This window comes from Rhodococcus sp. ACPA1 (assembly GCF_002300195.1).
In the GTDB taxonomy this organism is placed as follows: domain Bacteria; phylum Actinomycetota; class Actinomycetes; order Mycobacteriales; family Mycobacteriaceae; genus Rhodococcus_F; species Rhodococcus_F opacus.
In genome coordinates this window covers 205,938-231,899 of the sequence record NZ_NSDX01000006.1, presented here as the reverse complement: position 1 = coordinate 231,899, position 25,962 = coordinate 205,938, and the positions used below count along the sequence as shown (strand labels likewise).

General features: G+C 65.6%; 23 protein-coding genes. 6 read left to right on the top strand and 17 right to left on the bottom strand.

Going from position 1 to position 25,962, the window contains the following annotated elements:
• Nucleotides 1-38 precede the first annotated feature (38 nt).
• The 15 genes from CJ177_RS30475 to CJ177_RS30405 form a co-directional block, all read right to left on the bottom strand.
• On the bottom strand, nt 39-887 hold the full coding sequence (locus CJ177_RS30475) for an ABC transporter permease (RefSeq protein WP_005242737.1): 849 nt from the start codon (nt 885-887) through the stop codon (nt 39-41).
• A gap of 90 nt (nt 888-977) precedes the next feature.
• On the bottom strand, nt 978-1,772 hold the full coding sequence (locus CJ177_RS30470) for a TauD/TfdA family dioxygenase (protein WP_095869321.1): 795 nt from the start codon (nt 1,770-1,772) through the stop codon (nt 978-980).
• Nucleotides 1,773-2,242: 470 nt separating this feature from the next.
• Nucleotides 2,243-3,622 carry an MFS transporter gene (locus tag CJ177_RS30465; protein WP_043943943.1) on the bottom strand — a complete coding sequence of 460 codons (1,380 nt, stop codon included), beginning with the start codon at nt 3,620-3,622 and terminating at the stop codon, nt 2,243-2,245.
• A gap of 202 nt (nt 3,623-3,824) precedes the next feature.
• Entirely contained in the window at nt 3,825-4,619 is a 795-nt protein-coding gene (locus CJ177_RS30460) for a TauD/TfdA family dioxygenase (RefSeq protein ID WP_095869321.1), read from the bottom strand.
• 339 nt (nt 4,620-4,958) lie between these two features.
• Entirely contained in the window at nt 4,959-5,744 is a 786-nt protein-coding gene (locus CJ177_RS30455) for a GntR family transcriptional regulator (protein ID WP_005242742.1), read from the bottom strand.
• Nucleotides 5,745-5,866: 122 nt separating this feature from the next.
• Nucleotides 5,867-7,291, bottom strand: a complete 1,425-nt coding sequence (locus CJ177_RS30450) for an NAD(P)(+) transhydrogenase (Re/Si-specific) subunit beta (protein WP_095869320.1) — start codon at nt 7,289-7,291, stop codon at nt 5,867-5,869.
• Nucleotides 7,291-7,617 (bottom strand): NAD(P) transhydrogenase subunit alpha, encoded by a 327-nt coding sequence (locus CJ177_RS30445; protein ID WP_005262615.1) that lies wholly within the window; start codon nt 7,615-7,617, stop codon nt 7,291-7,293. Before CJ177_RS30445 ends, CJ177_RS30450 begins: the two co-directional genes overlap by 1 nt.
• A gap of 148 nt (nt 7,618-7,765) precedes the next feature.
• Nucleotides 7,766-8,878, bottom strand: a complete 1,113-nt coding sequence (locus CJ177_RS30440; protein WP_095869319.1) for a Re/Si-specific NAD(P)(+) transhydrogenase subunit alpha — start codon at nt 8,876-8,878, stop codon at nt 7,766-7,768.
• 89 nt (nt 8,879-8,967) lie between these two features.
• Entirely contained in the window at nt 8,968-10,068 is a 1,101-nt protein-coding gene (locus CJ177_RS30435) for an acyl-CoA dehydrogenase family protein (RefSeq protein ID WP_179443309.1), read from the bottom strand.
• Nucleotides 10,065-11,258 (bottom strand): acyl-CoA dehydrogenase family protein, encoded by a 1,194-nt coding sequence (locus CJ177_RS30430; protein ID WP_005242750.1) that lies wholly within the window; start codon nt 11,256-11,258, stop codon nt 10,065-10,067. The genes CJ177_RS30435 and CJ177_RS30430 overlap by 4 nt, the downstream gene beginning before the upstream one ends.
• Nucleotides 11,255-12,010, bottom strand: a complete 756-nt coding sequence (gene fabG / locus CJ177_RS30425) for a 3-oxoacyl-ACP reductase FabG (RefSeq protein WP_095869317.1) — start codon at nt 12,008-12,010, stop codon at nt 11,255-11,257. Before fabG ends, CJ177_RS30430 begins: the two co-directional genes overlap by 4 nt.
• 91 nt (nt 12,011-12,101) lie before the next feature.
• On the bottom strand, nt 12,102-12,860 hold the full coding sequence (locus CJ177_RS30420) for an SDR family oxidoreductase (RefSeq protein WP_095869316.1): 759 nt from the start codon (nt 12,858-12,860) through the stop codon (nt 12,102-12,104).
• A 64-nt stretch (nt 12,861-12,924) separates the two neighbouring features.
• A complete protein-coding gene (locus CJ177_RS30415) occupies nt 12,925-14,142 on the bottom strand; it encodes an acetyl-CoA C-acetyltransferase (protein ID WP_095869315.1) in 1,218 nt (405 codons plus the stop codon).
• Between the two features lie 116 nt (nt 14,143-14,258).
• Nucleotides 14,259-15,263: an NADP-dependent oxidoreductase gene (locus tag CJ177_RS30410; RefSeq protein ID WP_179443308.1), complete on the bottom strand. Its 1,005-nt coding sequence runs from the start codon at nt 15,261-15,263 to the stop codon at nt 14,259-14,261.
• Nucleotide 15,264: 1 nt separating this feature from the next.
• Entirely contained in the window at nt 15,265-16,194 is a 930-nt protein-coding gene (locus CJ177_RS30405) for an amidohydrolase family protein (RefSeq protein ID WP_025432790.1), read from the bottom strand.
• Nucleotides 16,195-16,316: 122 nt separating this feature from the next.
• Here CJ177_RS30405 and CJ177_RS30400 point away from each other — a divergent pair, with 122 nt between their 5' ends.
• The 5 genes from CJ177_RS30400 (at nt 16,317) to CJ177_RS30380 (ending at nt 23,190) form a co-directional block, all read left to right on the top strand.
• Nucleotides 16,317-17,309, top strand: coding sequence for a zinc-binding dehydrogenase (locus CJ177_RS30400; protein WP_005242760.1), 993 nt, complete (start codon nt 16,317-16,319; stop codon nt 17,307-17,309).
• A complete protein-coding gene (locus CJ177_RS30395) occupies nt 17,306-17,767 on the top strand; it encodes a hypothetical protein (RefSeq protein WP_095869314.1) in 462 nt (153 codons plus the stop codon). Before CJ177_RS30400 ends, CJ177_RS30395 begins: the two co-directional genes overlap by 4 nt.
• Entirely contained in the window at nt 17,764-18,153 is a 390-nt protein-coding gene (locus CJ177_RS30390) for a hypothetical protein (protein WP_005242764.1), read from the top strand. The genes CJ177_RS30395 and CJ177_RS30390 overlap by 4 nt, the downstream gene beginning before the upstream one ends.
• Nucleotides 18,150-19,802, top strand: coding sequence for a 3-(methylthio)propionyl-CoA ligase (locus tag CJ177_RS30385; RefSeq protein WP_005242767.1), 1,653 nt, complete (start codon nt 18,150-18,152; stop codon nt 19,800-19,802). Before CJ177_RS30390 ends, CJ177_RS30385 begins: the two co-directional genes overlap by 4 nt.
• A gap of 103 nt (nt 19,803-19,905) precedes the next feature.
• Nucleotides 19,906-23,190: a protein kinase gene (locus CJ177_RS30380; RefSeq protein WP_095869313.1), complete on the top strand. Its 3,285-nt coding sequence runs from the start codon at nt 19,906-19,908 to the stop codon at nt 23,188-23,190.
• 147 nt (nt 23,191-23,337) lie between these two features.
• On the opposite strand, the gene CJ177_RS30375 is transcribed toward CJ177_RS30380, so the two are convergent.
• Both CJ177_RS30375 and CJ177_RS30370 read right to left on the bottom strand, forming a co-directional pair.
• Nucleotides 23,338-23,541, bottom strand: a complete 204-nt coding sequence (locus CJ177_RS30375) for a cold-shock protein (RefSeq protein WP_005242781.1) — start codon at nt 23,539-23,541, stop codon at nt 23,338-23,340.
• 156 nt (nt 23,542-23,697) lie between these two features.
• Entirely contained in the window at nt 23,698-24,492 is a 795-nt protein-coding gene (locus tag CJ177_RS30370; protein ID WP_025432791.1) for a bifunctional 2-polyprenyl-6-hydroxyphenol methylase/3-demethylubiquinol 3-O-methyltransferase UbiG, read from the bottom strand.
• A gap of 376 nt (nt 24,493-24,868) precedes the next feature.
• Here CJ177_RS30370 and CJ177_RS30365 point away from each other — a divergent pair, with 376 nt between their 5' ends.
• Nucleotides 24,869-25,900 (top strand): aldo/keto reductase, encoded by a 1,032-nt coding sequence (locus CJ177_RS30365; protein ID WP_061696752.1) that lies wholly within the window; start codon nt 24,869-24,871, stop codon nt 25,898-25,900.
• The last annotated feature ends 62 nt before the right edge of the window (nt 25,901-25,962 follow it).

The following is a 25,962-nucleotide window of genomic DNA, read 5'->3' as shown; positions in this document are numbered from 1 at the left end:
ATCTGCTCCAGACTTGTCTTTTCCGATGGCGAGTTCGGTCATCGGTCAACTGGTGGCTGCCACCGCAGGAACCGGCGCTCCGCGTGACTCATCACCTGGTTGAGTACCACCGCGATCACCGCCAGGAACAGTAGGATCGCGTACACCGCCTCCATTTGGAACGTCGCCGAGTACGTGGCGATCAACTGACCCAATCCGTTACGGGCCGAAATGAGTTCGGAACCGACGACGCCGAGCAAGGAGTAGATCAGTCCCAACCTCAGCGCCGCGAAGATCGCGGGCGTCGCCACCGGGATGAGCACCTTCAGGAACATCTGATACTTGTTGGCGCCCAGGACCGTAGACAGCCGCAACCATTCAGCGTCGGTGGAGCGCACCCCGGCGCGCGCTCCGGACATCACGATGAAGAAGACCAGCGTCGAGGCCAACGCAACCTTCGCCGAGGTGTTGATGCCGAGCGCCACGATGAACAACGGCGCGAGAGCGATCCGCGGCATCGCATTGGCCGCATCGAGATACGGGGTCAGCACCCGCTCGACTCTGGGCAGCAGCCCCAACGCGACGCCGACGATGACGCCGATCGCACCCGCCACGACCCACGCGATGAGAACTGCGACCATGGTGTAGCGAGTGTTGGTCCACAGCTCGCCGGACCTCGCCGCCGTTACCAGGTAGTCCCACGACTGTCCCGGTGTCTTCGCGAGCACCGGGTCCAGCCACTTGCGGTCGGCCGTCAGTTGCCACAGTCCCAGCCACGCCAGACCGACGAGGATCTGCGCTCCCCGCACCATCAGCATCTCCCTGGGCATCTTCCAGGTCCGGCGTGTGAGTTCCGCTCCGCCGGACGCTGCCGTCGCGCTCGCCGAGGGCTGATCGATAACGTGCATGTTCTTGCTCCAGTCAGGTTATGCTGCAGTCTTGTTCGCTCGGGACCTCGGAGCCGGCGGAATCTCGGAGCCGGCGAGTGGTCGGTGCTCCTACGCAGGAACCTCGCCGCGGAGGGTGATGCGGTTGAGCACCCGTTCCTGGGTGCCGTAGCCGTGGATCGCGTAGTGCATGGTGCACCGGTTGTCCCACATGACAAGGTCCCCTTCCCGCCACGCGTGGCGGTAGACGTTGTCCGGGGTGACCGAATTCCGATACAGGAACTCCAGCAACGGCTCGCTCTCCGATCGGGTCCACCCGTCGATGCAGGCGTTCTCCCGATGTCCCACGAACAGCGCCTTCCGCCCCGTCTCCGGATGCGTGCGCACCAGCGGATGCACCGCGGTCGGCGTGTCCTCGTCGGCGACATTGAGCATGCGGCCCAGCCGGATGCCACCGAACCGCACCATCAGACCGTCCAGGGTCTCTTTCATTGCCGGGGACAGTCGTTCGTACGCGAGATACTGATTCGACCACATCGTGTCCCCGCCCACCGGGGTCGTGATCGCCGACAACATCGAGATCTTCGGCGGTGCCGCGGTGAACGATCCGTCGTAGTGCCAGGCCTCGGTGGCCGTGGTCTCCTTCTTGACGTTCGCGACCTGGAAGATCTCCGGGTGCCCATCCAACGGATTCAGCATCTCCGTGACCACCGGCTCGCCCCACAACCGGGCAAACGCGATCTGCGCCAACGGCTTTACGTACTGGTCGCGGAACACGAGCGTGCAATGCTCCCGGAAAGCCGCACGCAGCGTCTCGAACGTCCGATCGTCCATGGGCTCATCCAGACGAACGCCGTCCACAGCGGCGCCGATGGATCCGGTCAGGGGGGTGACACAAGGCTTCACGAGGGCTCCTCGATTTCGGCTGGTTCTTCACGATTCGAATGACCGGCAAAAGGCCGGATAAGTGGTGCCAGTCACAACGTAACAGGAATCACAATTTATGTCGACAACAATTTTGGGCAGTCTCCCAGCACACCGAACGGGCACACGACAACACCCCGACTCGCGGTGGCCGGGTCGGGTTTCGTAGTCGCGCATGCAAATGACGGTGCTTGCTGTTCGTCACCGACGAGATGCCGCATGCCGCCGACATCGAGGCGTTATGGCGCCTCGAGCGCGCGTCGCCAAAGTCGTGACCCCAGCTGAACGCTATCTGCGGTACCGGCCGACATCGAGCGGCCGCCTGACACGACGGACGCGCATGAACCAGCCCTCGAAGGCTGGTTCATGCGCGTGATGAGATCGAACATGATCGGCAGAAAGTAGGGCTGGAAGGCATCGGAGCCACCCGGGTGCGCCCGCGTCCGGATTCGTCAGGACTTGTCGTCGACGGAGCCGTCGGCGCTGGTCAGCGTGTCGATCGCCGCGATCCGGGCGCGATCACGCTCGGGATTGACGGTCAGCGCCATCACCACGGCGCCGAAGATCGCCACGACACCGAAGATCTGGAAAGCCGTCGTGTACCCCTCGGCGGGTGTAGTCGCCGTATCGACGAGGTGACCGGTGAGCCACGGGGCGAGGATGCCCGAGGTCGAAAACAGTGCGGTGAAGACGCCCAGGGTGGATGCGACCTGACGCTCCGGGCTGATGTGCGCCACCGCGACATTCATCAGCGGGTAGCTGGCCACGCCCGCTCCGTATCCCGCGACCACGAGGACCACGGCCAGCCACGCACTGTGCACCAAGGGGATGGAGGCCAGCATGACGCCACACACGAACAAAGCCACCACCGACACCATTCCGCGCGAGATTCGCACGCTCATGCCCCTGCCGGCGAGCCGATCGGTGATGAAGGACACCAACAACATCGACGCCATCCCGGTCACGCTCGGCAGCGCGAAGAGCAGTCCCGAGTCGACCCGGCCGAAGCCCAGCCCCTGCTCGAAGTAGGAAGGCAGCCAGGTGAGTATCACCGCAACCATGCCGTAGATGGCGAACATGCCGATTACCCCACCCCAGAAGGTGGGCAATGCGGCGATCCGCCGGAAACTCACCCGTTCCACCTTGCCGGTGGTACCGGCCTGGGCTTCCTCGCGCGCACTGCTCACCGAGTACGGCCCGTCCTTGCCGACAACCAGCCACACGGCAGCCCACACCAGGCCGACGATCATCAGGGTCCAGAATGCGGCCTTCCATCCATATGCCGCGACGATCACCGTGAGCACCGGCGCCATCAGTATCTTCGACAGCGACGTACCGGAGCTGACCACCGCGGAGGGAAGGCCTCGCTTGCTCTTGGGAAACCATCCGAACACCGCGACGTTGTTCAAAGCACCCGCGGGGCCTTCCGCGGCGCCGAGCAGCACGCGGCTGACGATCAGCGCGGTGAACGTGCCCACCAGCAGTACCGGGATCTGAACCAGCGACCACAGCAGGGCCAGAGCCAGCAGCACCCAGACGATGCGCACACGGTCGGCGATGAAGCCGCCGACCAGCCCGGTGATCACGAACAGGACGTAGAAGGCACTGCCCAAGAGTCCGATGTCCGCGTTCGACAGGCCCAGATCCTCGGACAGCGGCCGGGCGACGATCCCGAGTACCGCCTTGTCTGCGAAGTTGATCGTTTGCAGAATCATCACGAGGAACGTGATGCTCCATGCGGTGCGGGCAGTCGGAGCGCTCACCGCCGGGGCGACCCTTTTGCCGCCGTCGGCGGGGTCGTCTGCCCGTTCGGTGTCGCCCGGGAGTGCCATGAACACATCTTCTCCCTTCCTCGTCGTGATGCAAGCAGTCGTCCTCGGCACCTTCCACAACGGATCCGAGAATGCCGATCCACCCCGCGCTGCTGCCGTCGCGCTCACTGTGGAGCGATCGTTGTCTTGCATTTGTTGCTCCAATCAGTGCGCACTACGTCTGGATGTGCGCCATACGGTCGTGGGCTGGTCGTGGGCGCTCCTACGCAGGAACCTCGCCACGGAGGGTGATGCGGTTGAGCACCCGTTCCTGGGTGCCGTAGCCGTGGATCGCGTAGTGCATGGTGCACCGGTTGTCCCACATGACAAGGTCCCCTTCCCGCCACGCGTGGCGGTAGACGTTGTCCGGGGTGACCGAATTCCGATACAGGAACTCCAGCAACGGCTCGCTCTCCGATCGGGTCCACCCGTCGATGCAGGCGTTCTCCCGATGTCCCACGAACAGCGCCTTCCGCCCCGTCTCCGGATGCGTGCGCACCAGCGGATGCACCGCGGTCGGCGTGTCCTCGTCGGCGACATTGAGCATGCGGCCCAGCCGGATGCCACCGAACCGCACCATCAGACCGTCCAGGGTCTCTTTCATTGCCGGGGACAGTCGTTCGTACGCGAGATACTGATTCGACCACATCGTGTCCCCGCCCACCGGGGTCGTGATCGCCGACAACATCGAGATCTTCGGCGGTGCCGCGGTGAACGATCCGTCGTAGTGCCAGGCCTCGGTGGCCGTGGTCTCCTTCTTGACGTTCGCGACCTGGAAGATCTCCGGGTGCCCATCCAACGGATTCAGCATCTCCGTGACCACCGGCTCGCCCCACAGCCGGGCAAACGCGATCTGCGCCAATGGCTTTACGTACTGGTCGCGGAACACGAGCGTGCAATGCTCCCGGAAAGCCGCACGCAGCGTCTCGAACGTCCGATCGTCCATGGGCTCATCCAGACGAACGCCGTCCACAGCGGCGCCGATGGATCCGGTCAGGGGGGTGACACAAGGCTTCACGAGGGCTCCTCGATTTCGGCTGGTTCTTCACGATTCGAATGACCGGCAAAAGGCCGGATAAGTGGTGCCAGTCACAACGTAACAGGAATCACAATTTATGTCGACAACAATTTTGGGCAGTCTCCCAGCACACCGAACGGGCACACGACAACACCCCGACTCGTTACGGTCGAGGAACGCCGGATACGACACGGCAATTCGGCGGATGCCACGGATTCCGTGCGCGGCACAGCGCACCGGGGGCTATCGAAGGCGGCGATTCCCCTTCACTGGTGCAATCGCCACGGCGAGGTGTTCGTGATGTACGGCCGTGCGGCATGGCCGCTACGGGGCCTGGAATTAGATTGCGCGCCGGTCTCCGGCGGGCTCCTCAGACGCACCGAGCTCGCGAAGTGCGGAATCACGGACGCTGATGATTCGTTGCTCGGCAAGTTCCACCGCGAGGTCGGCGTCCTGCTCGACGATCGCGTTGTGGAGCGCGCGCCAGCGTTTGGCGAATTTCGGCAGGTCGCGGGGCGTGGCGGCCAGACCAACGCGTACGTACCGAAGGGTCTGCAGGGAGACCGACTGCAACAACTCTGCCACGATGCGATTGCGCGAAACTTGTGCAACGGTGCTGTTCAGCAGAAATGTGGCGACCGCGTAGGCGTCGACCGACTCTCGCGCCCCTTGCAGCACCCGGGGCATGTTGGCGTCGAATACCGCCTTCAGATCCTCCGGCTGCTCCATCAATTCCTGGCGCAGCAACATCACATAAAGGGCGGCGCGAACGTCGAACAGATCGCGGACGTCGCCCGCGCACAGATCCGTCACCACCGCACCCCGCCGAGATTGGAAGTGCACGAGCCGGTCACGCTCGAGAATCCGCAGAGCCTCGCGCACCGGCGCGCGACTGACCTGGAGCACTGCGCTGATGTCCTGCTCGAGGAGGCGTTGACCCGAGTCCACATGGCCGAGTGTGATGACACCTGCGAGCTTCGCCGCGATCTGCTCGGCGAGGGACGCCGCCACACCGGCCGCCCCCCGATTCCGGAGCACGGCCTGCTCCACCGCGAGCATCAGCTCGTTCTGTGGAACCAGCAGCGTGGAAAGGTCCGGAAGATCCTGCGTCTTGATCCGACCCATCGCGAACCTTTCTGCCGTGTGCGGTCAATTCCTTCACAGGTTAGTCTGCCGCGAAGGCGCTTCGCGCCCGTGCGTGGTTTGCGAGTCTCTGCACTCGCTAACCATGCACGGGCCCGGAGGGCCTACAGGGCCTTGAGTTCCTCGGTGACCTCGGCGACCGACTTCTTCGCATCCCCGAACAGCATCGAGGTGGTGTCCGCGAAGAACAACGGGTTGTCGATACCGGCGAACCCGGAATTCATCGACCGCTTCAGCACGATCACCGACTTCGACTGATCCACATTCAAAATCGGCATCCCGTGGATCGGGGACGACGGATCGTTGCGGGCCGCCGGGTTGGTGACATCGTTCGCCCCGATCACCAGGGTGACATCGGTGCGGGCGAACTCGTCGTTGATGTCGTCCATTTCCTTCATCGCGTCGTACTCGACATCGGCCTCGGCGAGCAGCACGTTCATGTGCCCGGGCATCCGGCCCGCCACCGGGTGGATGGCGTACTTGACCTCGACGCCCTTCGATTCGAGCAGCTTGGCCATGTCCTTGACCGCGTGCTGGGCCTGCGCGACGGCCAACCCGTAGCCGGGGACCACGATCACCTGGTTGGCGTACGCCATCTGGATCGCCGCATCCGCCGCCGAGGTGGACTTCGCCGTCTTCACGGCCGTGTCCCCGACCGCCGCCGCGACACCGCCGCCACCGAACCCGCCGGCCACGATCGCCGGGATGGACCGGTTCATCGCCTTCGCCATCAGGTTGGTCAGGATCGAACCCGACGCCCCGACGATCATCCCGGCCACGATCATCGCCTGATTATTGAGTGCCAGACCGGCGGCCGCCGCGGACAACCCGGTCAACGCGTTCAGCAGCGAGATCACCACGGGCATGTCGGCGCCGCCGATCGGCAGCACCACCATCAACCCGAGCACCGCCGCCAGCACCAGCACCCCCACGATCCACCACTGGCTGGTGGGGCCGGCCGGGTCGATGGCCTTGACCCCGATGGCCACCGCCAACGCGACGGCCCCGATCAGCAGCACCGCATTGAGCGGCTGCTGCAGTTTCCCGATGCCGATCGGCCGGCCGGGCAGGGTTTCCTGCAGCTTCAGGAACGCGATCACCGAACCCCAGAACGAGATCGACCCGATGATCGCCGCGAACAGCGACGCGATGACGATGTGCACCGTCGGCGACTCACCATGCGCGAAGGCGGTGAACCCGTCCGAGTCCAGGAACTCCGCGTACGCGATCAACGCGACCGTGCCGCCACCGACCCCGTTGAACAACGCCACCAGCTGCGGCATCGCGGTCATCTTCGTCCGCAACGCCGGCGGCACCCCCAACACCACACCGATCACCAGACCGGCGACGATCAGCACCCAGTTGGAGGTGTCCCGGATCGCGATCAGGGTGGCGACGACGGCCACGACCATGCCGGCGGCGGCGATCTGGTTGCCGCGGACCGCGGTCTTCGGGCCGGTCAGGCCCATCAGACCGTAGATGAACATCGAGAACGCCACGATGTACAAGACGTTGACGAGGTATTCCATTACCGGTCCCCACCCTTCTCAGCAGCAGCAGGGGCGGTGGGCTTGGACTTGAACATCGCCAGCATCCGGTCGGTGACCACGAAACCACCGACCACGTTGATCGTTCCGAACACCAGGGCGACGAACAGGATCACCTGCAGCCCCCACGGCGGGTTGTCGACCTTGCCCAGCACCACCAGGGCGCCGAGGACGACGATGCCGTGGATGGCGTTGGTGCCCGACATCAGCGGGGTGTGCAACGTGTTCGGGACCTTCGAGATCACCGCGAACCCCACGAACCCCGACAACACCAGGATCGCGATGTTCGCCAACAATTCGGTATACATTACCGAGCTCCCTCTTCGATTTTCGTGTCCAATTCGATCGGTGTGCCGTACGAGAAATCGAAGTGGGCGTAGTTGTCGCGTGGACTGAGGAGTCGGTGCACGCACTCCGACACGGACGTTGTGCACCTCTCGAGAATCATCGACAACATCAGTGTCCCTCCAGGTCACGGGTGACGCAGGACGCGGCGAGGACCTCGTCCGAGAAATCGGGGGCCAGCGCCCCGTCGACGAGCATCAACTCGAGCAGCGCGGAGATGTTCTTCGAATACAGCTCCGAGGCGTGCTCGGGCATCGACGCGGGCAGGTTCAGCGGCGAGCAGATCGTCACCCCGTGCCTGACCACGGTCTGACCGGGTTCGGTGAGCTCGCAGTTACCGCCGGTCTCCCCGGCCAGATCCACCACGACGCTGCCCGGTTTCATGCCCTCCACCGCGGCCGCGGTCACCAACCGCGGCGCCGGACGGCCCGGCACCAGCGCGGTGGTAATCACCACGTCGAAGCCCTTGATCGCGTCCTCGAGCGCCTGCTGCTGCTGCGCCCGCTCCGCCTCGGTCAGCTCGCGGGCGTAGCCGCCCTCACCGGCGGCGTCGATCCCGAGATCGAGCCACTGCGCACCGACCGAGCGGACCTGGTCGGCGACCTCCGGGCGCACGTCGTAGCCGGTGGCCCGGCCACCGAGACGCTTCGCCGTCGCCAACGCCTGCAGGCCGGCGACACCGACACCGAGCACCAGCACCGTCGCCGGCTTGACGGTGCCGGCGGCGGTGGTGAGCATCGGGAAGAACCGGGTCGACTCCGACGCCGCGAGCAGCACCGACTTGTATCCGGACACGTTCGCCTGCGACGACAACGCGTCCATCACCTGGGCGCGGGAGATCCGCGGGATCGCCTCCACCGCGAACGCCTGCACCCCGGCAGACTTCAGCGCGGCGACCTGATTGTCCTGGTTGCGGGGGGCGAGGAACCCGATCAGAGTCTGCCCGGCATGCAACCGGCCCACTTCCTCGTCCGACGGCGGCGCGACCTTGACGACCACGTCGGCCGACCACGGGTCGGCGATCTTCGCCCCCACCTCGGTGTACAACTCGTCCGGGATCAGCGCGCCCAAACCGGCACCCGACTCGACCACCACGTCGACGCCCGTGGCGATCAACGACGCAACGATCTTCGGCACTAACGCCACCCGACGCTCGTCCACTCTCGATTCACGGACCACGCCGACCGTCGGGCGCGCAGTGGACGCGCTCTGCGATGTATCCATTTATCGACTTCCTGCGGTAGAAGGTGTGTGTTGCGACGAGCGGCACCGATAGTCGAGATCCATTCCGTCGCTACCGGTTTCCGTAGCCTCTAGATCGGCAGGCGTACGAGTTCGCTCAAGACTGTGCGATGCACGCTCGGCGTGCCGAATGCGATCTGGTCGGCCTTGGCGCGCTTGAGGTAGAGGTGCGCCGGATATTCCCACGTCATACCGATGCCGCCGTGCAATTGCACGCACTCCTCGGCTGCCTTGACCGCCACCTGCGAACAGAACGCCTGGGCAATGGAGGCGGCAACCGCGAGATCGGGGTCGTTCTCCGCAGCGCACGCCGCAGCGTATCGAGCTGCCGCACGGGCACCTTCGACGTCGGTGTATAAATCCGCCAGCCGATGCTTGAGGGCTTGAAACCCGCCGACGATCCTGCCGAACTGTCGGCGCTGCTGCAGATAGTCCACCGTCGTGTCGAGACACCACTGCGCGATGCCGACCTGCTCCGACGCCAGCAGGGCGGCTCCGATCTGCAACCCCGCCAGCACTGCCGGCCCGCCCGCCTCCGCGCCGAGCACCACGCGAGTGGGCGCCTCGTCGAAGGTCAGGTCGGCCAGCTGCCGTCCCATGTCGAGGGAGACGACGGGGGTGGCATCGACAGCCGCGGCATCGACGGCGTGCACCTCGATGCCCTCGTCCACTCGCACCGGAACGAGGAGGAGATCCGCCTCCACCGCACCGGCTACCGAGGTGACCTGGCCGGTCACCGTTCCACGGGGCGTCGCGGTCACGACCGGCGTGAAGGAGGCAACGCTCGCGGAGAGCGGGACGACGAGGGCCGCGGTGCGCTCGCCTGAGGCGAGCTCGGAAAGCAAGTCGTCCGCATCGGAGAAGTTCAGCACAGTGGTGGCCACCAGCGCGCTGGTCAGAAACGGCGCCGGCGCCGCGAACCGACCGAGTTCCTCCTGGACGACGGCGGCCTCGCGGGCAGTGGCGCCCGCTCCGCCCGCCGATTCCGGCACCAGCAGGGCGGCCAGACCCAACTCGGCGGCCAGCGACTTCCACAGAAGCGGCACGATCGATCGGTCGCCGTCGTACAGCGCGGTCGCCGCGCCGGCGGGACAGCGGGCGGTCAGCAAGTCCCGCAATGCCTCACGCAATGCGTCCTCGACGTCGGTGTAGAGCAGGTTCGACTCCCTCATCGGGGTACGTCCTTCCAGGCGATGTCCTTGTCGACACGCGGTTCGGTGGGCAGCCCCAGAACGCGTTCGGCGACGATGTTGCGCAGGATCTCGGACGTTCCGCCCTCGATGGAGTTCCCCTTTGCGCGCAGATACCGGTAGCCCGGGTCACGGCCCGTGAAGTCGACGACGTCGGGGCGAGTCATCGTCCAGTCGCTGTACCGCAGTCCGTCTTCACCGTTGACCTCGACCTCCAGGCCGCTGATGGTCTGCGCAAGGCGGGCGAACACGAGCTTCAGCCCGGCGCTCTCGGGCCCGGGCGCACCCACCGCCAATTTCTGTCTGACGCGAATTCCTGTGAGCCGGAATACTTCCGATTCCACCCAGCTGGTCATCAGCTCGTCGTGAAGCGCGGTCGAGCGCACCTCGGGCCGTTCCCTCCAGGTCGACGCGATTCTGCCGATCATGCCGCTTTCGCGGACGGAATCGTCGCCGCCGATAGCGACCCTCTCGTTGGTGAGGGTCGCGTTGGCGACCTTCCAGCCCTCCCCCACCTGCCCGGCGCGGTGCGTATCGGGAATCCTCACATCGGTGAGGAACACTTCGTTGAACTCCGCCTCTCCGGTGATCTGCCGGAGCGCCCGGACCTCCACACCGGGATCGGTCATGTCCACGAGGAAATAGGTCATCCCCGCATGCTTGGGCACGTCGGGATCGGTGCGAGCCAACAGAATTGCCCAGTCCGCTTCGTGGGCGCTCGAGGTCCACACCTTCTGCCCGTTGACAACCCAGTCGTCACCGGCGCGGACGGCGCGGGTACCGACCGCCGCCAGATCCGAGCCGGCCCCGGGTTCGCTGAACAGCTGACACCACACCTCTTCGCCCGTCCACAACGGACGCAGGAATCGCTGCTTCTGCTCCTCGGTCCCGAAAGCGAGAATGGTCGGGCCGGCCATACCCAGGCCGATGCCGATCCGCCGTGCCGGGTTGTCCGGCGCCCCGGCTTCCTCGAGCAACTCCTCGACGTATCCCTGCAGCGATCGGGACAGGCCGAGGCCGCCGAGCCCGAGAGGGAAGTGCACCCAGGCCAGCCCGGCGTCGAAGCGGGCGCCCTGGAACTCGCGAGGTTCGGTGGACCGAGGGGGAAAGGATGTGGTGAGCTCCGCGATTCGTGCGCGAAGCTCACGGTGAATGGTGCTCTCAGCGGTCATGCCCGTGGCCCGCCGGCGACGTAGACCACCTGGCCGGAGACGAACCCGGATTCCTCGCGGGCGAAGAACGACACGGTCGCCGCGATGTCCTCCGGTTGGCCGACCCGGCCCACCGGGATGTCCGCGACGCCCATCGCCTTGAAGTCTTCGAACGACATCCCCATCCGTTCCGCCGTGGCGACGGTCATCTCGGTCTCGATGAACCCGGGAGCAATCGCGTTCGCGGTCACGCCGAACTTGCCGAGCTCGAGCGCCAGCGTCTTGGTCAACCCCTGCATACCGGCCTTGGCCGCCGCGTAGTTGGCTTGGCCCCGGTTGCCCAGCGCCGACGTGCTCGAGAGGTTGACGATCCGGCCCCACCCGGCGTCGACCATGTACTTCTGCGTCGCACGGGTCATCAGGAATGCGCCGCGCAGGTGAACGGTCATCACCGCATCCCAGTCCTGGGTCGTCATCTTGAACAGCAGGTTGTCGCGGGTGATGCCGGCGTTGTTCACCAGCACCGTCGGGGCACCCAGTTCCTCGGCAACCCGGTCGACGGCCTGCGCCACCCCCTGCTCGTCGCCGACGTCCACACCGACTGCGAGGGCGCGACCCCCGGCCTTCTCGATCTCCTCCACCACCGGCTTGCCGGCAGCTTCCTCGAGGTCGAATAGTGCGACGGCAAATCCGTCGCGGCTCAGCCGTTTCGCCACGCCGGCGCCGATTCCGCGAGCAGCTCCCGTCACGATGGCGGTGCGCTGATGAGACATGTCTCGCTCCTTGTGTTTGATGAGGATCGTTGATGAAGAATGCGGGAGCCGGACGGCTCACCAGGGTGGGAACAGACGCTGCGACGCAGGACTATTCGGCTCCTGCGGTCAATGTCAGGCCGCCGTCGACGACGATGGTCTGCCCGGTGATCCACGCTGCGTCCTCGGAGAGCAGGAAGGCTACTGCGCTGCCGATGTCCTGCGGCACACCGAGCCGTTTGAGCGGGTAGGCGGCGACGACCTCGTCTTCCCTGCCCTCGTACAGGGCCGTGGCGAACTGGGTCTTGACCACCGCCGGAGCGACCGCGTTGACGCGTAGATCCGGGCCGAGTTCGACGGCCAGCTGGGCGGTGAGATGTGCCAGCATCGCCTTGGTTGCGCCGTAGAAGCCGATGCCCGGTGCGGGCTGGATTCCGGCCACCGACGAAATGTTGACCACGGACCCGCCGTGCCCGCCCATCCAGGCGTTGTGGGCCTGCTGCACCCAGGACAGCGCCGCCAGGCAGTTGACCTCGACGATCTTGCGGGCTGCGTCCAGGTCCAGTTCGACCATCGGCCCGTAGACGGGGTTGATTCCGGTGTTGTTGACGAGCAGGTCGATACTGCCGAACGCGTCCATCGCGCGCTTGACTGTCTCGGTCTGGTGATCGATGTCGTCGCTCCTGCCCGCCACCGCGAGCGCGTACTCGGGGCCGCCCAGGGACGCCACTGCCTCGTCGAGCGCATCCTGCTTACGGGCGGTGATCACCACCTTGGCGCCCTCGGCCACGAGACGCTCGGCGATGCCGAGTCCGATTCCCCGGCTCGCTCCGGTGACGATCGCGACCTTGTCGTCCAATCGTGTGTTCATCTCACTTGCTCCGGTTCTCTGGATTCGGGTTCGCCGCGACGGCGAACTCGTGATGTGGTCGGGCTCAGCTCAGCCGCTCGAGCACCATCGCCATACCCTGGCCGCCGCCGACGCACATGGTTTCGAGACCGAATTGCTTGTCCTGGCGGACAAGAGAATTGATCAGAGTGCTGGTAATTCGTGCGCCGGTCATCCCGAAGGGGTGGCCGAGGGCGATCGCTCCACCGTGAACGTTCAGCTTCGTGTCGTCGATACCCAGTTCCCGGGCCGACGCGATGACCTGGGCGGCGAATGCTTCGTTGATCTCGACCAGGTCGATGTCGTCGATCGTCAGGCCGGCCCGCCGCAGGGCCTGCCGGCTCGCCTCCACCGGACCCAGGCCCATGATTTCTGGGGACAGACCGGTGACTCCGGTCGAGACGATCCGCGCAAGCGGGGTGAGACCCAGTTGCTGTGCCTTGGTATCGCTCATCACCACCACGGCGGCGGCGCCGTCGTTGAGTGGGCAGCAGTTCGCGGCGGTCACCGTGCCGTCCGGACGGAACACCGGCTTCAGTTCGGAGACTGCCTCGAGGGTGACCCCGGTGCGCGGGCCGTCGTCGGCCGACACCACACTGCCGTCGGGCAGTGTCACCGACGTGATGTCGTTCGCCCAGAATCCCTGGGCAGCAGCTTCTTCCGCCCGATTCTGACTCCGCACGGCGAACTCGTCCTGGTCCCGGCGGCTCACACCCATCAGCTGCGCAACGTTCTCCGCTGTCTGCCCCATCGCGATGTAGGCATCCGGGAGGGAACCGTCGGCGCGTGGATCGGCCCAGGTCTGGCCACCACCGGCGAACTTCTCCGTCCGGGTCTGCGCCTCCGCGAAGAGCGGATTGAACGTATCGGGCAGGCTGTCGGAGTTTCCCCACGTGTAGCTGCTGACGCTCTCGACCCCTGCCGAGATGAAGACGTCACCCTCACCAGCTCTGATGGCGTGGAGCGCCATCCGCGTCGTCTGCAGGCTCGACGCGCAGTAGCGGGTGACCGTCGTGCCGGGCAGGTGATCCATCCCGGCCAGGACCGCCACCACGCGACCCATGTTGTGTCCGGACCGACCACCGGGCAGACCGCAACCCAGCATCAGATCGTCGATCTCGGTCGGGTCCAGTGCCGGCACCTTCGCCAGCACGGCCCGCACCATCTGCACGGCCAGGTCATCGGGTCGCATCTCGCGCAACGACCCCTTGTACGCGCGACCGATCGGAGACCGAGCGGTGGCGACCACAACTGCTTCCGGCATGCTGATGGACCTTTCGTGAGTTTGGGGATGGAACGATTGCTTGTGACAAGAGTGGGATTGCGCGATCCGATGCCCGCCTGTGCGCCCGAGGGCCGCACAGGCGGGCATCGGAAGGGTCACGCCCCGACGTTGACGAGCTGCTTGCCGAAGTTTCCGCCGGTGAGCATGGCGATGAACGCCTTGGGCGCGCTGTCCAGGCCTTCCGCGATGTCCTCCTGGTACTTGATCTTTCCCTCTGCGAGCCAGCCGGACAGTTCGGCGATCGCAGTGGGCCAGTAGTCGCGGTGCTCGGCGATCACGAAGGAATAGACCGTGACCCGATGCATCAACAGGTGGCGTAGACCCCGGAGACCGTACGGCTCGTCGGCGTTGTAGTCACTGATGTTGCCGCACAGCGAGATGCGTGCGTGGTCGTTGATGCGCCCGAGCACGGCGTCGAGTACGGGACCCCCGACGTTCTCGAACAGGACGTCGACGTAGTCGGGCGTTGCGGCCTCGAGCTGCCTCTCGAAGTCCGGGGACTTGTAATCGATGCAGGCATCGAAGCCGAGTTCGTCGACGACGTACCGGCACTTCTCGGCTCCACCGGCGATACCGACCACCCGGCAGCCCTTGATCTTGGCGATCTGTCCGACGACACCGCCGACCGCACCGGAGGCCGCCGTCACGACGACGGTCTCGCCCGCGGCCGGCTTGGCGAGCTCGAGAAGACCATAATGCGCTGTGGCTCCGGTCATTCCGAGCACACTGAGCGCGGCCGACACGGGGCCGGCGTTCCGGTCGATGACGCGAACTGCGTCCTTGGTCACCACACCGTGGGTCTGCCACCCGAGAGAGCACGCCACGACGGTGCCCTGCGGCAGCTCGGGTTCGTTGCTCTCGATCACCTCGGCGATGGTCGCCCCCGGCATGACGTCGCCTGGGTTCAGGTGCGGCACGTAGGAGCGCACCGGGTCCATCATCGGCCGCATGTACGGGTCCAACGACAGGTACAGGACCCTGACGAGGGCCTGCCCGTCGCCCGGCCGGGGCAGGTCGGTCTCCTCGACGGCGAAGTCGTCCTCGCTGACCATGGCGGCGGGGTGCCGCCGCATCGTCACCTTCGTGTTACGTCCGGTCATCTCACGCACCCATCCCACGCAGAAGCGCCTCGGCGTTGCGGTACATGTAGGCGTCGAGCGCCGCGTCGTCGATGTCGAGTTTCAGGGTCTCGTGCACCGACTCCTCGACACCGCAGAACGAGTAGGCCGACGCGTAGACGAACCGGTTCGGCAGCCAGTTGATGCCCTGGGTGTAGCCCTGTCCGCCCGGGGCGAACGCGTAGACGTCCGGGGACACGAACACGTTGTGAATGCCCGTCGCCTCGCTCTTGAACGCCAGTGCGATCGCCTCGTTGACGTAGGGGAAGCAGCCGTGGCCCAGGATGACCGGCATGGTGGGGTGGCGCTTGGCCACCCGGTCGAAACGGACCGGATCGGTGTGGCTGATGTCGGGTCCCGCCAGCGGCCCTGTCATGAACAGCAGCGGCACACCGAGTTCGGCGATCTTCTCGTAGATCGGGAAGATCCGCTCGTCGTCGGCGTACATGGGCTCGCGTGCCAGGCCGGGCTCCATGCAGACACCGACGAGGCCGTATTCCTTCATCGCGGTGTCGAGCCCGGCGATGATCTCCTCGGTGGGCTTGTCGAAGTCGATGCCGGCGATCCCGAGGACGCGGTTGTCGGTGCGCTGCGTCAGCTCGGCCAGGTCGGCGTCCTCGATGTGCACCGGCACAGGACGATTCACCGAATGGCGACCGTTCATCACACCGAGGCGGACTCCGACGGCGTCCATCTCGTCGATCAGGGCACGAAGTGCGCGTTCCTCTGCCTGCGGGAAGGGATCGGTACTGATCGTGTAGGAGCGGGGCACGCTGTGACCGAGGATGCGATTGACCGAGCCCACCACAGTGGGGGTGAAGAAGTTGCGGTAGGGGCCTGTCGGGGGCCGCAGACGGAAGTCGATGATCTTGCCCTGAAGTCGGGCGAGACGTTCTGCAGACGAAGCACTCATGACTGTCTCCTGAAGTCGGATACATGAACCGGGGCCGGAATTTGTGGCCCGCTGGCTAGCAGAATACGCGAATTTTGATTAATGTCGACATCAATTCCTCAATCGAGTCGAAGGAGCAGCCCATGAGAGCAGCGCGCGCAGTCCCCCATCCCGACGGCGGCAAGGTCACCGTCCTCGACGTCCCCACGCCTACCCCCGGCCCCGATCAGGTGCTGGTGAAGGTGAAAGCCGCCGGGCTCAACCGTGGAGAGATCCTGCAGGCCGGTCGGGTGCGCACCGGCGAGCCGCAACCGATCGGGGTCGAGTTCGCGGGCGAGGTGGCTGCGGTCGGTGCCGGTGTGACCCAGTGGCGCGAAGGCGATCGGGTGATGGGGCACGGGAACGGCGGCCAGGCGGAGTACGCGTTGGCCGCGTCGCGCGCCCTGATGCGCGTACCGGACTCCGTCTCCTGGGCTGATGCCGCGGCCTTCCCCAACGTGTTCATCACCGCGCACGACGCGCTGATCACCAACGGACAGTTGCGCACCGGCGAAACAGTGCTCGTCAACGCCGCATCGAGCGGCATCGGGCTGGCCTCGATCGAGATTGCCCGGGCAATGGGCGCGTCCCGCATCGTCGCCACGTCCCGTTCGGCAGACAAGGTCGAGCGGCTGAAAACATCGGGGGTGGACTGCGCAATCGACGTCTCCACCACCGACCAGGTCGATGCCGTCGCCGGCTTCACCACGGGCAATGGCGTCGACATCATCGTCGACTCCGTCGGCGGCACCACCTTCGAAGCCAATCTCGAGTCCCTGGCGGTGCAGGGCCGATTGGTCAACATCGGACGATTGGGGTCGAGCACCGCCACCATCGATCTCAACGTGCTGTGGCTGAAGCGGTTGAAGCTCATCGGAGTAACGTTTCGCACCCGCACCGAGGAGGAACGACTGGCCTGTGTACAGGCCTGCGCCCGGGACCTGCTCGTGCCGCTCGAAGCCGGCACGATACGGACGACCGTCGACCGGACGTACCGCCTCGACGAGATCGCGGCGGCCCACGCCTACATGCAGACCGACCAGCACTTCGGCAAGATCGTCCTGTTGGTCGACGACGCCCTTGCGGACGCTTCATGAGGACCGCATCCCATGTGGAGAAGTTCCACCGGCTCACCGACCTGCGCACTCGGTTGGACCCGATCGAGAACTTCGAGCTGTGGTACTGGACCACCCTCACCGCCGGCACCAACGCCTACAACGCCTGTCTGCACCTCGCCGGCCTCACCAGCGACGACCCGGTCTTCTCCACCATTCCCGGCGTTCACCTGGCGCAGCGGCCCGACGGTGGTTACGCGCGCGTGCTGCGCGGCCCCGGCGACGTCAGCCACGTCGGGTGGCCCCCGATCGAGGGTGAGATTCCCGAAGACATCCAATGTCTGGAAATCGCCCTCGAGGCGCTCGAGGAACACCGGGACCCGTGCCTGCGCGGTGAGCGCCGCCCCACCCGGTACATCGTCGGCGAATGCGAGCGCGAATTCGAACGGGTGCAAGCGATCCTGTTCGCGAGGGCCGGGATGACGGAGAAGGCGTCATGAAGGCGGAACGTCATCGCTTCCTCGCGGAGCGCATCGAGCGTGCGGTAGCGCACTGCGGCGACCACGACTGGGAGATGAAGATCGAGGCCGCAATGCTCGCCGGCACGCACTGGGCGAATTACGCCCTGCACAACCACGGCGTCTCCCCCGAGGACGAGGACATCGTGCACACGTCCATGCTGGTGGTGAACACACTGCGCAAATACTCGATCGTCGAACCCGACCTGCTCCGCGCCCTCGGCGACATCGAAGAACTGCGCCCCCTCTTCGTCCGCGGCGACGTGGACGGAGGCCCCAACGCAGCACAGCGGGCACTCGCCCTGCTGTCGGAGATCTCGGCGCGCGCCCGGGAATCCGAACTGTCGACAACCAGGAGACTCCCGTGAACGGTCTGATGATGGACCAGCCCCTGCTGGTCTCCTCCCTCCTCACCCATGCCGAACGCCATCACGGTCAGCAAGAAATCGTCTCCCGGCGGGTCGAAGGCGACCTTCATCGCTACACCTTCAGCGACCTCGCCACACGGTCACGGCAGCTGGCCCAGGCGCTCGAGGCGCTGGGTGTGCAACCGGGCACCCGGATCGCGACCCTGGCCTGGAACGGATATCGGCACCTCGAGCTCTACTACGCGGTCTCCGGGTCCGGTGCCGTCCTCCACACCCTCAACCCCCGTCTGCACCCCGACCAACTCGAGTGGATCGTCGCCGACGCCGCAGACACGGTGCTCTTCTTCGACCTCACATTCCTGCCCGTCATCGAAGAACTCGCGCCGCGTCTGACCAGCGTGCAGCACTTCGTGCTGATGTCGGACCGCGACCACCTGCCCCGTGATCCCGGCGCGCTCCTGGCCTACGAGGACCTCCTGAATGCCCAGGACGGAACCTACGACTGGCCCGTGTTCGACGAAGCCACCGCATCCTCGCTGTGTTACACGAGCGGAACCACCGGAAACCCCAAGGGTGTCCTGTACAGCCACCGATCCACGGTCCTGCATTCCTTCGCGGTCGCCCTGCCCGATTCGGTCGGCCTGTCCGCGCGCGACAGTGTGTTGCCGATCGTGCCGATGTTTCACGTCAACGCCTGGGGACTCCCCTACGCCGCGTGCATGGTCGGCGCGAAGGTGGTCTTTCCGGGGCCCGACCTCGACGGCGGGGCGCTCTACGACTTGCAGGAGACCGAGCAGGTCACTGTGTCGGCAAGCGTGCCCACCGTCTGGCAGGGACAACTCCAGTTCGTGGAACGACGAAACCTGCGGTTCACCACACTGCGACGCGCCGTCATCGGCGGTGCAGCGTGTCCCCCCGCGATGCTCCGCGAACTCGAGGAGACCCATGGCGTCACCGTCGTCCACGGGTGGGGCATGACCGAGACCAGCCCGTTCGGTACCGCCTCGGTCCTGAAGAACACGCACCTTCAGGCGGCGCCCGAGGAACGGTACGCCGTGCAGGGCAAACAGGGACGATGCGTCTTCGGCATGGACCTGAAGATCGTCGACGACACCGGCCACGAACTCGCGTGGGACGGGGTATCCGCGGGTCACCTGATGGCCCGGGGTCTCTGGGTCATGTCGCAGTATTTCGGACAGGCCGGGAAGGACCCGCTCGTCGACGGCTGGTTCCCCACCGGTGACATCGCAACCATCGACCCGGACGGGTTCATGCAGATCACCGACCGCAGCAAGGACGTCATCAAGTCGGGCGGCGAATGGATCAGTTCCATCGAGATCGAGAACATCGCGATGGGCCACCCGGACATCACCACGGCGGCCTGCATCGGCGTACGGCATCCCAAGTGGGACGAGCGTCCCCTACTGGTCGCAGTACGGAAACGTGGCTCCGGCCTCTCCGCCGAGGAACTACGCGCCCATTTCGAAGGCAAGATGGCCAAATGGTGGATCCCCGACAGCGTCGTCTTCGCCGATTCGATTCCCATGGGAGCGACCGGCAAGATGCTCAAGGCTCCACTGCGGGAACGTTTCCAGGACTACCTGATCGACGTGGACGCGGATTCGGCACAACTCCGCGACTCCCCGTGACGACACTGCTCGAGACGGGTGCGGCGATATGGCGATAGTCTGAGGGGACGTCGTCGAGAGGCTGATCAGATGCTCCCAGGGGTTCACAGGGACGGATAGCACGTTGACGGCCGACGGCGATCCCCTCCGAACTCAGCGCGCCACAGTCTCCGCGACCACGGACGAACTGCGCGCGGCCGGGTTCGACGACGCCCGGGAGATCGGGCGCGGAGGCTTCGGGGTGGTGTATCGCTGCACCCAGTCCGCACTGGACCGTGCGGTGGCGGTGAAGGTTCTCACCGGCGATCTCGACGACGAGAACCGGGCCCGATTCCTCCGCGAGCAGCGGGCGATGGGCCGGCTGACCGGACATCCGAACGTCGTGAGTGTGCTCGAAGTCGGCGTCACCGAGAGCGGTCTCCCCTTCCTGGTGATGCCGTACCACCCACAGGATTCCCTCGACGTGCGGATCCGCCGGCACGGCCCACTCACGATGGCGGAGACACTGCGGCTGGGGGTGAAGATAGCCGGCGCCCTCGAGACGGCGCACCGGTTCGGCATCGTTCACCGCGACGTCAAACCCGGCAATATCCTGCTCACCGACTACGGCGACCCGGCGCTGACCGACTTCGGGATCGCGCACATCACCGGCGGTTTCCAGACCGCCACCGGCACCATCACCGGATCACCGGCCTTCACCGCCCCGGAGGTCCTCGGTGGCGACCCGCCGAGTCCGTCCTCAGACGTATACGGGCTGGGGGCGACGATGTTTGCGGCGCTGACCGGGCACGCGGCGTTCGAGCGCCGTAGCGGTGAGCAGGTGGTCGCACAGTTCCTGCGGATCACCACGCAACCGACGCCGGACCTGGGCGAAGCCGGAATCGATGCCGACGTGGCCGCAGTGGTGGAACGCGCGATGTCCCGGGATCCGCGGGAGCGCCCCTCCGCTGCGACCCTGGGCGAAGCCCTACAGGAAATCCAGTTCAACCGCGGTATCCCGATCGACGAGATGTCGCTCCGCTCCGAACCCGACGCCGAGCACCCGACACAACTGTCGACAGGGCGATCACCGACCGATCAGCCCCCGCCCCCTTCCACCTCGGGTACCGACGGGGATCTCCCGCTGGAGTTGACGAGTTTCGTCGGCCGGCGAAAGGAACTCAGCGACACCAAGCGGCTGCTCTCGGCGTCACGGCTGGTCACCTTGACCGGAATCGGTGGGGTCGGCAAAACCCGACTGGCGCTACGGGTCGCGGCCAGCACCCAGCGGGCATTCGCCGATGGAGTTCGGCTGGTCGAATTGGGTGACCTGCACGACGGATCGTTGTTGGGAGAAGTCGTGGCGACCGAGTTGGGATTGCGCCACCGCTCGCTGAAACCCTTGCACACCCTCGTCGAATTCCTGCGTACACGGGAAATGCTGCTCGTGCTCGACAACTGCGAGCAGGTGGTGGACGCAGCGGCGGACCTGACGCAGACGCTATTGCGGACCTGCCCCGGCCTGCGAGTTCTCGCAACAAGTCGCGAAACCCTGGATGTCGCTGGGGAATCCGCCATCCGAGTGCGCCCGTTGACCGTTCCGGAGTCGGATTCGGAACCTTCGCTGAAGGGCCTGCCCAGCTACGACGCGGTGACGTTGTTCGCCGAGCGCGCCGCCACCACGGTGCCCGGCTTCGAGGTCACCGAGGACAACGCCGTCGCCGTCGCCCGAATCTGCATCCGGCTGGACGGTCTGCCCCTGGCCATCGAATTGGCGGCGGCCCGGCTGCGCACCATGTCGCCGGAACAGATCCTGCAACGGTTGACCAACCGGTACGAGCTGCTGACCCGCGGGAGTCGGAGTGCGCCAACCCGTCAGCAGACCTTGCGATGGAGCATCGACTGGAGTTACGACCTGTGTCTCCCAGCAGAACAGCGGCTCTGGGCCCAGCTGTCGGTCTTCGCCGGTAGCTTCGAACTCGAAGCCGCCGAATGGGTGTACACGTACGACGCCGAACCGGGCGGTCTGCTCGATCTCATTGCGTCGCTGGTGGACAAGTCGATCCTCATTCGCGAGGAATCGAGGGCCGTTGTGCGTTTTCGGATACTCGAAACGCTGCGTGACTACGGCCGGGACAAGCTCGAAGAGGCCGGCACCTTGTCGGAGATCCGACGACGGCACCGTAGCTGGTATCGGCAACTTGCCCTCGACGCAGAGTCCGGGTGGATCAGCCACCGACAGGTCGTCTGGCTCGCTCGCCTCGACCGAGAACAACCCAACCTGCGCGAAGCGATGGAGTTCAGCCTGTCCGACGCCGATGACTCCTCAGCCGACGCAGGACTGGAGATCGCTACTGCTCTGTTTCCGTTCTGGCTCTCCCGTGGACGGCTCCGCGAAGGCCGCCGCTGGCTCGACCGCGCGCTGGCGTTCCAGGACGAACACGACACCGCGCTCCGAGTGAAGGCGTTGTATTCGGCCGGTGTTCTCGCCACCAGACACGAAGATCTGGAGCGGGCAGCTGCGCTGATAGATCGAGGGCGTGCACTGGCCGAAAGCCGGGGAAGTGCCCTCGATCGTGCACTCATGCATCACGCCACCGCAGCTCACGCGCTGCACAGCGGCAATCCGGATCGCGCCGTGCGCTCGTACACCGACGCCCTGACAGTCCTGCGCAGGGAGAACAATCTCCTTGCGTACATCACGGCCTTGCACGGGATCGGGTTGACTCACGAGGTACTCGGGCACACCGAGGACGCCACCGCTTGCCTCGAAGAGGCGATCCGGATTGCCGAATCCCATGGCGAATCGGTGACCTGCGGACGCTCGTCTCTCACCTTGGGCCTGGTGATGTGGAGAAAGGGTGACCGTGATCGCGCAGTGATGCTGCTGCGGAAGGGACTCGAGCTGGCCCGCCTGGTCGACGATCCGTTGGGGGCTACCTGGTGCATCGAGATCCTCGCCTGGATCTCGTCCTCCGAGAACCATTTCCACCGTGCCGCAGTCCTGATGGCCGCCGCCGAGGTGCTACGACGGCGCGTGGGCACCTCCACTCTTCAGATCCCGAACTTGACCGGATCTCATGAGGAATGCGAACTTGTCACGCGCCGAGCACTCGGTCAACGTGCCTTCACCGCTGCCTCCCACGAGGGCGAGGCGCTGAGTTTCGACGCCGCCGTGTCCTACGCCTTGGGCGAACCTGCACCGGCCGCACCGCCGCGCGCCGATCCCGCTACGGCTCTGACCACACGTGAACGCCAGGTCGCAGACCTGGTCGCGCAGGGTCTGACCAACAAGGCGATCGCCGCCCGCCTCGTGATCTCCCAACGCACCGCGCAGGGCCACGTCGAGCACATTCTCGCGAAACTCGGATTCTCCTCCCGGGCACAGATCGCGGCCTGGGTGACAGAGCAGGCCGCCACCCGGGACTAGCGGTCATCCCGTCACCGCATACGTGCAGCTCCGGGCGGGTACCAATCGGTCCGCCTACCGCGGCGCCCCAGGCCGGTCAGCACCGATGCGCACGGTTATGTGCAATGGGGACCGCACCCACCGGATGCGGTCCCCACGTTGCACTGATCAGACAGAGCGTACGTTCGTGGCCTGCGGGCCCTTCTGCCCCTGGCCGACCTCGAACTCCACGCGCTGGTTCTCATCGAGCGACTTGAAACCGCTGCCCGAGATTTCCGAGTAATGCACGAAGACGTCCGGAGTTCCGTCGTCGGGTGCGATGAAACCGAAGCCCTTCTCACCGTTGAACCACTTCACAATGCCCTGCGCCATGCCGATACTCCCTCAATCTCGATCCGGACCCTCACATCGAGGTTCCGATCTCGATGACTTGATCCTGCCATCTCGCTGTCGACACGAAGACCGCGCACCGTATTTGCATCACCGGCGACGACTTTGTGGTGGCGTATCGATGGTGCCGTTGTCCCGTCAGCTCGGACTTTTGCGTCCCACGAGATGAAAGACGCGGCTGAGTTGGCGGTAGGGGTCTCGTCGGCCGGCTTCGAGTTCGACTGCGGCCGTCGCCGCCATCTGCTGTGTGTCGTTCGGGTCCAACTCGGCTCCACTGAAATCGAGCCAGTCGACGAACAGCCATACCCCGTACCAGCGCACTGGCTCCACGCCGCGGCTCTGCACGAGCTCGCTGAGTTCCTCCACCGTATGGGCGCGAGTCGGAACTCCCAGCACCCCGATCTCGCCCCTGGCGTCAAACGATGCCAGAGCGTCGTCCCACCGTTGTTCCAAGGCCGGGCGCACTGCCATCGCCTTGGCGTTGCCCGTCATGATCGAGACGACGCCACCGGCAGCAGCGCACCTGCACAGCTGGTCGACCAACGGCTCCGGACGCTCCAGGTACCCGAGCACGCCATGACACAACACGGCGGCAAAGCGTTGACCATGAACCGCCTCATCGGCGTTCTCGCCGTCGGCCTCCACGAGCGTCACCCGTCGTTGGACCTCACCGGGCAGCCGTTGGAGTCGCTGTCGAGCCTTGTCCAGCATCGCCGACGACGGGTCGAGCAAGGTCACGTCGTAACCGGCTTGGGCCAGCGGGAACGATTGATGGCCCGCGCCTCCGCCGACGTCGAGCACAGGGGCTGGAGGGGCCGGCAAATGCTCCAGCAGCTGCTGGTGCAACACATAGGTGCGCACGCGCCCCTTCACCGAGGCATACGCCTCGTCGGCAAACTGGTCGGCCAAACCGGCCCAGGTGTCATCGCCCACCACACCAAGATAGTGCCGCGAAGTTTTCGACGATCGGCAGGACGTCAGCGCGGAGATTCTTTCCAGAGAATCTTCACGATCCGAACGATTCCCTTTCCGTCTCCGTTCGGTGACAGTGTTCGCATGGATCCGACCACGCGTGTCGCTGCGCCGTCGCTCCGGTACCGAGCCGACACCGAAACCGTCCGTCGGTCACCGATTAACACTCGAGTCCATCCCCGATGAAGGGACTACCGAGTGAGCGGCCGGCTTCTGATCAACGTCGACATCCTCGTCGCCGGCGTCGGTGGATCGTGGCGATTCCCCGGACGGACGGCCCGGCCAGTTACACCACCGACCCCCGCAACAACCGACCAGAACGGAAGAGCCGACACCGATGACCGATAGCCCCTTCGATCTCACCTACGCCGCTGCCGAGGACCGCTACGAGAAGGTCCCGTATCACCGCACCGGAAAGTCCGGACTCGATCTGCCTGCCTTCTCGTTCGGCCTGTGGCAGAAGTTCGGTAGCGACTACGCTTTCGCGACGCAGCGGGAGATCATCCTCCACGCGTTCGACCTGGGCATTACCCACTTCGACAACGCCGACCGCTACGGCCCACCGCATCGCGCAGCCCAGAAGAACTTCGGCGCCGTACTCGCCAAGGACCTCGCCCCTTACCGGGACGAACTCATCCTGTCGACCAAGGCAGGTAACCCGATCGGTCCGAGCCCGTATCTCAAAGGCGGCTCGCGCAAGTCGATCCTGACCTCGCTCGACCACAGTCTGCGCGACCTCGGCACCGACTACGTCGACATCTTCTACCACCACAGCCCCGACCTGAGCACGCCGCTGGAGGAATCCGTCGGAGCTCTGGTGAGCGCGGTGGAGCAGGGCAAGGCGCTCTACGTCGGCATCTCCAACTACCTACCCGATCGCACGCACGAAGCCGCCGAACTGCTACGCCAGGCCGGCGTTCCGCTGCTCATCCACCAGGCGCGTTACTCGATCTACGACCGTCGTCCCGAACAGAACGGCTTGCTGGACACCGCCCGCCAGGACGGATTCGGGCTGATCGTGTATTCACCCCTGGCGCAGGGTCTGCTGACGGACAAGTACCTGGAGACGATTCCCGAGCGCGCACGAGCACAGAACAGCACGTTCCTGACGCCGGATGTGATCGACGAGAATTACCGGCAGCGCACCGCCGAGCTCAACAAGATTGCCGAGGCCCGCGGCCAGTCACTGGCACAGCTCGCGCTGCAGTGGGTGCTGCGGCGGCGCGAGGTCACCTCGGCGCTGATCGGAGCGAGTTCCACCGAGCAACTCGACCACAACATCGCGGCCCTGGACTTCCCGCCGCTCACCGACGAAGAACTCGCGCTCATCGAGGAACACGGCGTGCACGGAACCGGACTCAGACTCTGACCGACGAGGAGATCTCGGAGTGCATCGTCCGCCGGGACTCGTTGTGTGACAGAGCCACCAGC

Bases quoted from the DNA above. Each gene is read 5' to 3' on its own strand.
- CJ177_RS30475 (WP_005242737.1), bottom strand. From the start codon at position 887: ATGCACGTTATCGATCAGCCCTCGGCGAGCGCGACGGCAGCGTCCGGC.
- CJ177_RS30410 (WP_179443308.1), bottom strand. From the start codon at position 15,263: ATGACCGGACGTAACACGAAGGTGACGATGCGGCGGCACCCCGCCGCC.
- CJ177_RS30405 (WP_025432790.1), bottom strand. From the start codon at position 16,194: ATGAGTGCTTCGTCTGCAGAACGTCTCGCCCGACTTCAGGGCAAGATC.
- CJ177_RS30375 (WP_005242781.1), bottom strand. From the start codon at position 23,541: ATGGCGCAGGGCATTGTGAAGTGGTTCAACGGTGAGAAGGGCTTCGGT.
- CJ177_RS30430 (WP_005242750.1), bottom strand. From the start codon at position 11,258: ATGACCGCTGAGAGCACCATTCACCGTGAGCTTCGCGCACGAATCGCG.
- CJ177_RS30420 (WP_095869316.1), bottom strand. From the start codon at position 12,860: ATGAACACACGATTGGACGACAAGGTCGCGATCGTCACCGGAGCGAGC.
- CJ177_RS30455 (WP_005242742.1), bottom strand. From the start codon at position 5,744: ATGGGTCGGATCAAGACGCAGGATCTTCCGGACCTTTCCACGCTGCTG.
- CJ177_RS30415 (WP_095869315.1), bottom strand. From the start codon at position 14,142: ATGCCGGAAGCAGTTGTGGTCGCCACCGCTCGGTCTCCGATCGGTCGC.
- CJ177_RS30465 (WP_043943943.1), bottom strand. From the start codon at position 3,622: ATGGCACTCCCGGGCGACACCGAACGGGCAGACGACCCCGCCGACGGC.
- CJ177_RS30445 (WP_005262615.1), bottom strand. From the start codon at position 7,617: ATGTATACCGAATTGTTGGCGAACATCGCGATCCTGGTGTTGTCGGGG.
- CJ177_RS30390 (WP_005242764.1), top strand. From the start codon at position 17,764: ATGAAGGCGGAACGTCATCGCTTCCTCGCGGAGCGCATCGAGCGTGCG.
- CJ177_RS30365 (WP_061696752.1), top strand. From the start codon at position 24,869: ATGACCGATAGCCCCTTCGATCTCACCTACGCCGCTGCCGAGGACCGC.
- CJ177_RS30440 (WP_095869319.1), bottom strand. From the start codon at position 8,878: ATGGATACATCGCAGAGCGCGTCCACTGCGCGCCCGACGGTCGGCGTG.
- CJ177_RS30450 (WP_095869320.1), bottom strand. From the start codon at position 7,291: ATGGAATACCTCGTCAACGTCTTGTACATCGTGGCGTTCTCGATGTTC.
- fabG (WP_095869317.1), bottom strand. From the start codon at position 12,010: ATGTCTCATCAGCGCACCGCCATCGTGACGGGAGCTGCTCGCGGAATC.
- CJ177_RS30395 (WP_095869314.1), top strand. From the start codon at position 17,306: ATGAGGACCGCATCCCATGTGGAGAAGTTCCACCGGCTCACCGACCTG.
- CJ177_RS30435 (WP_179443309.1), bottom strand. From the start codon at position 10,068: ATGAGGGAGTCGAACCTGCTCTACACCGACGTCGAGGACGCATTGCGT.
- CJ177_RS30400 (WP_005242760.1), top strand. From the start codon at position 16,317: ATGAGAGCAGCGCGCGCAGTCCCCCATCCCGACGGCGGCAAGGTCACC.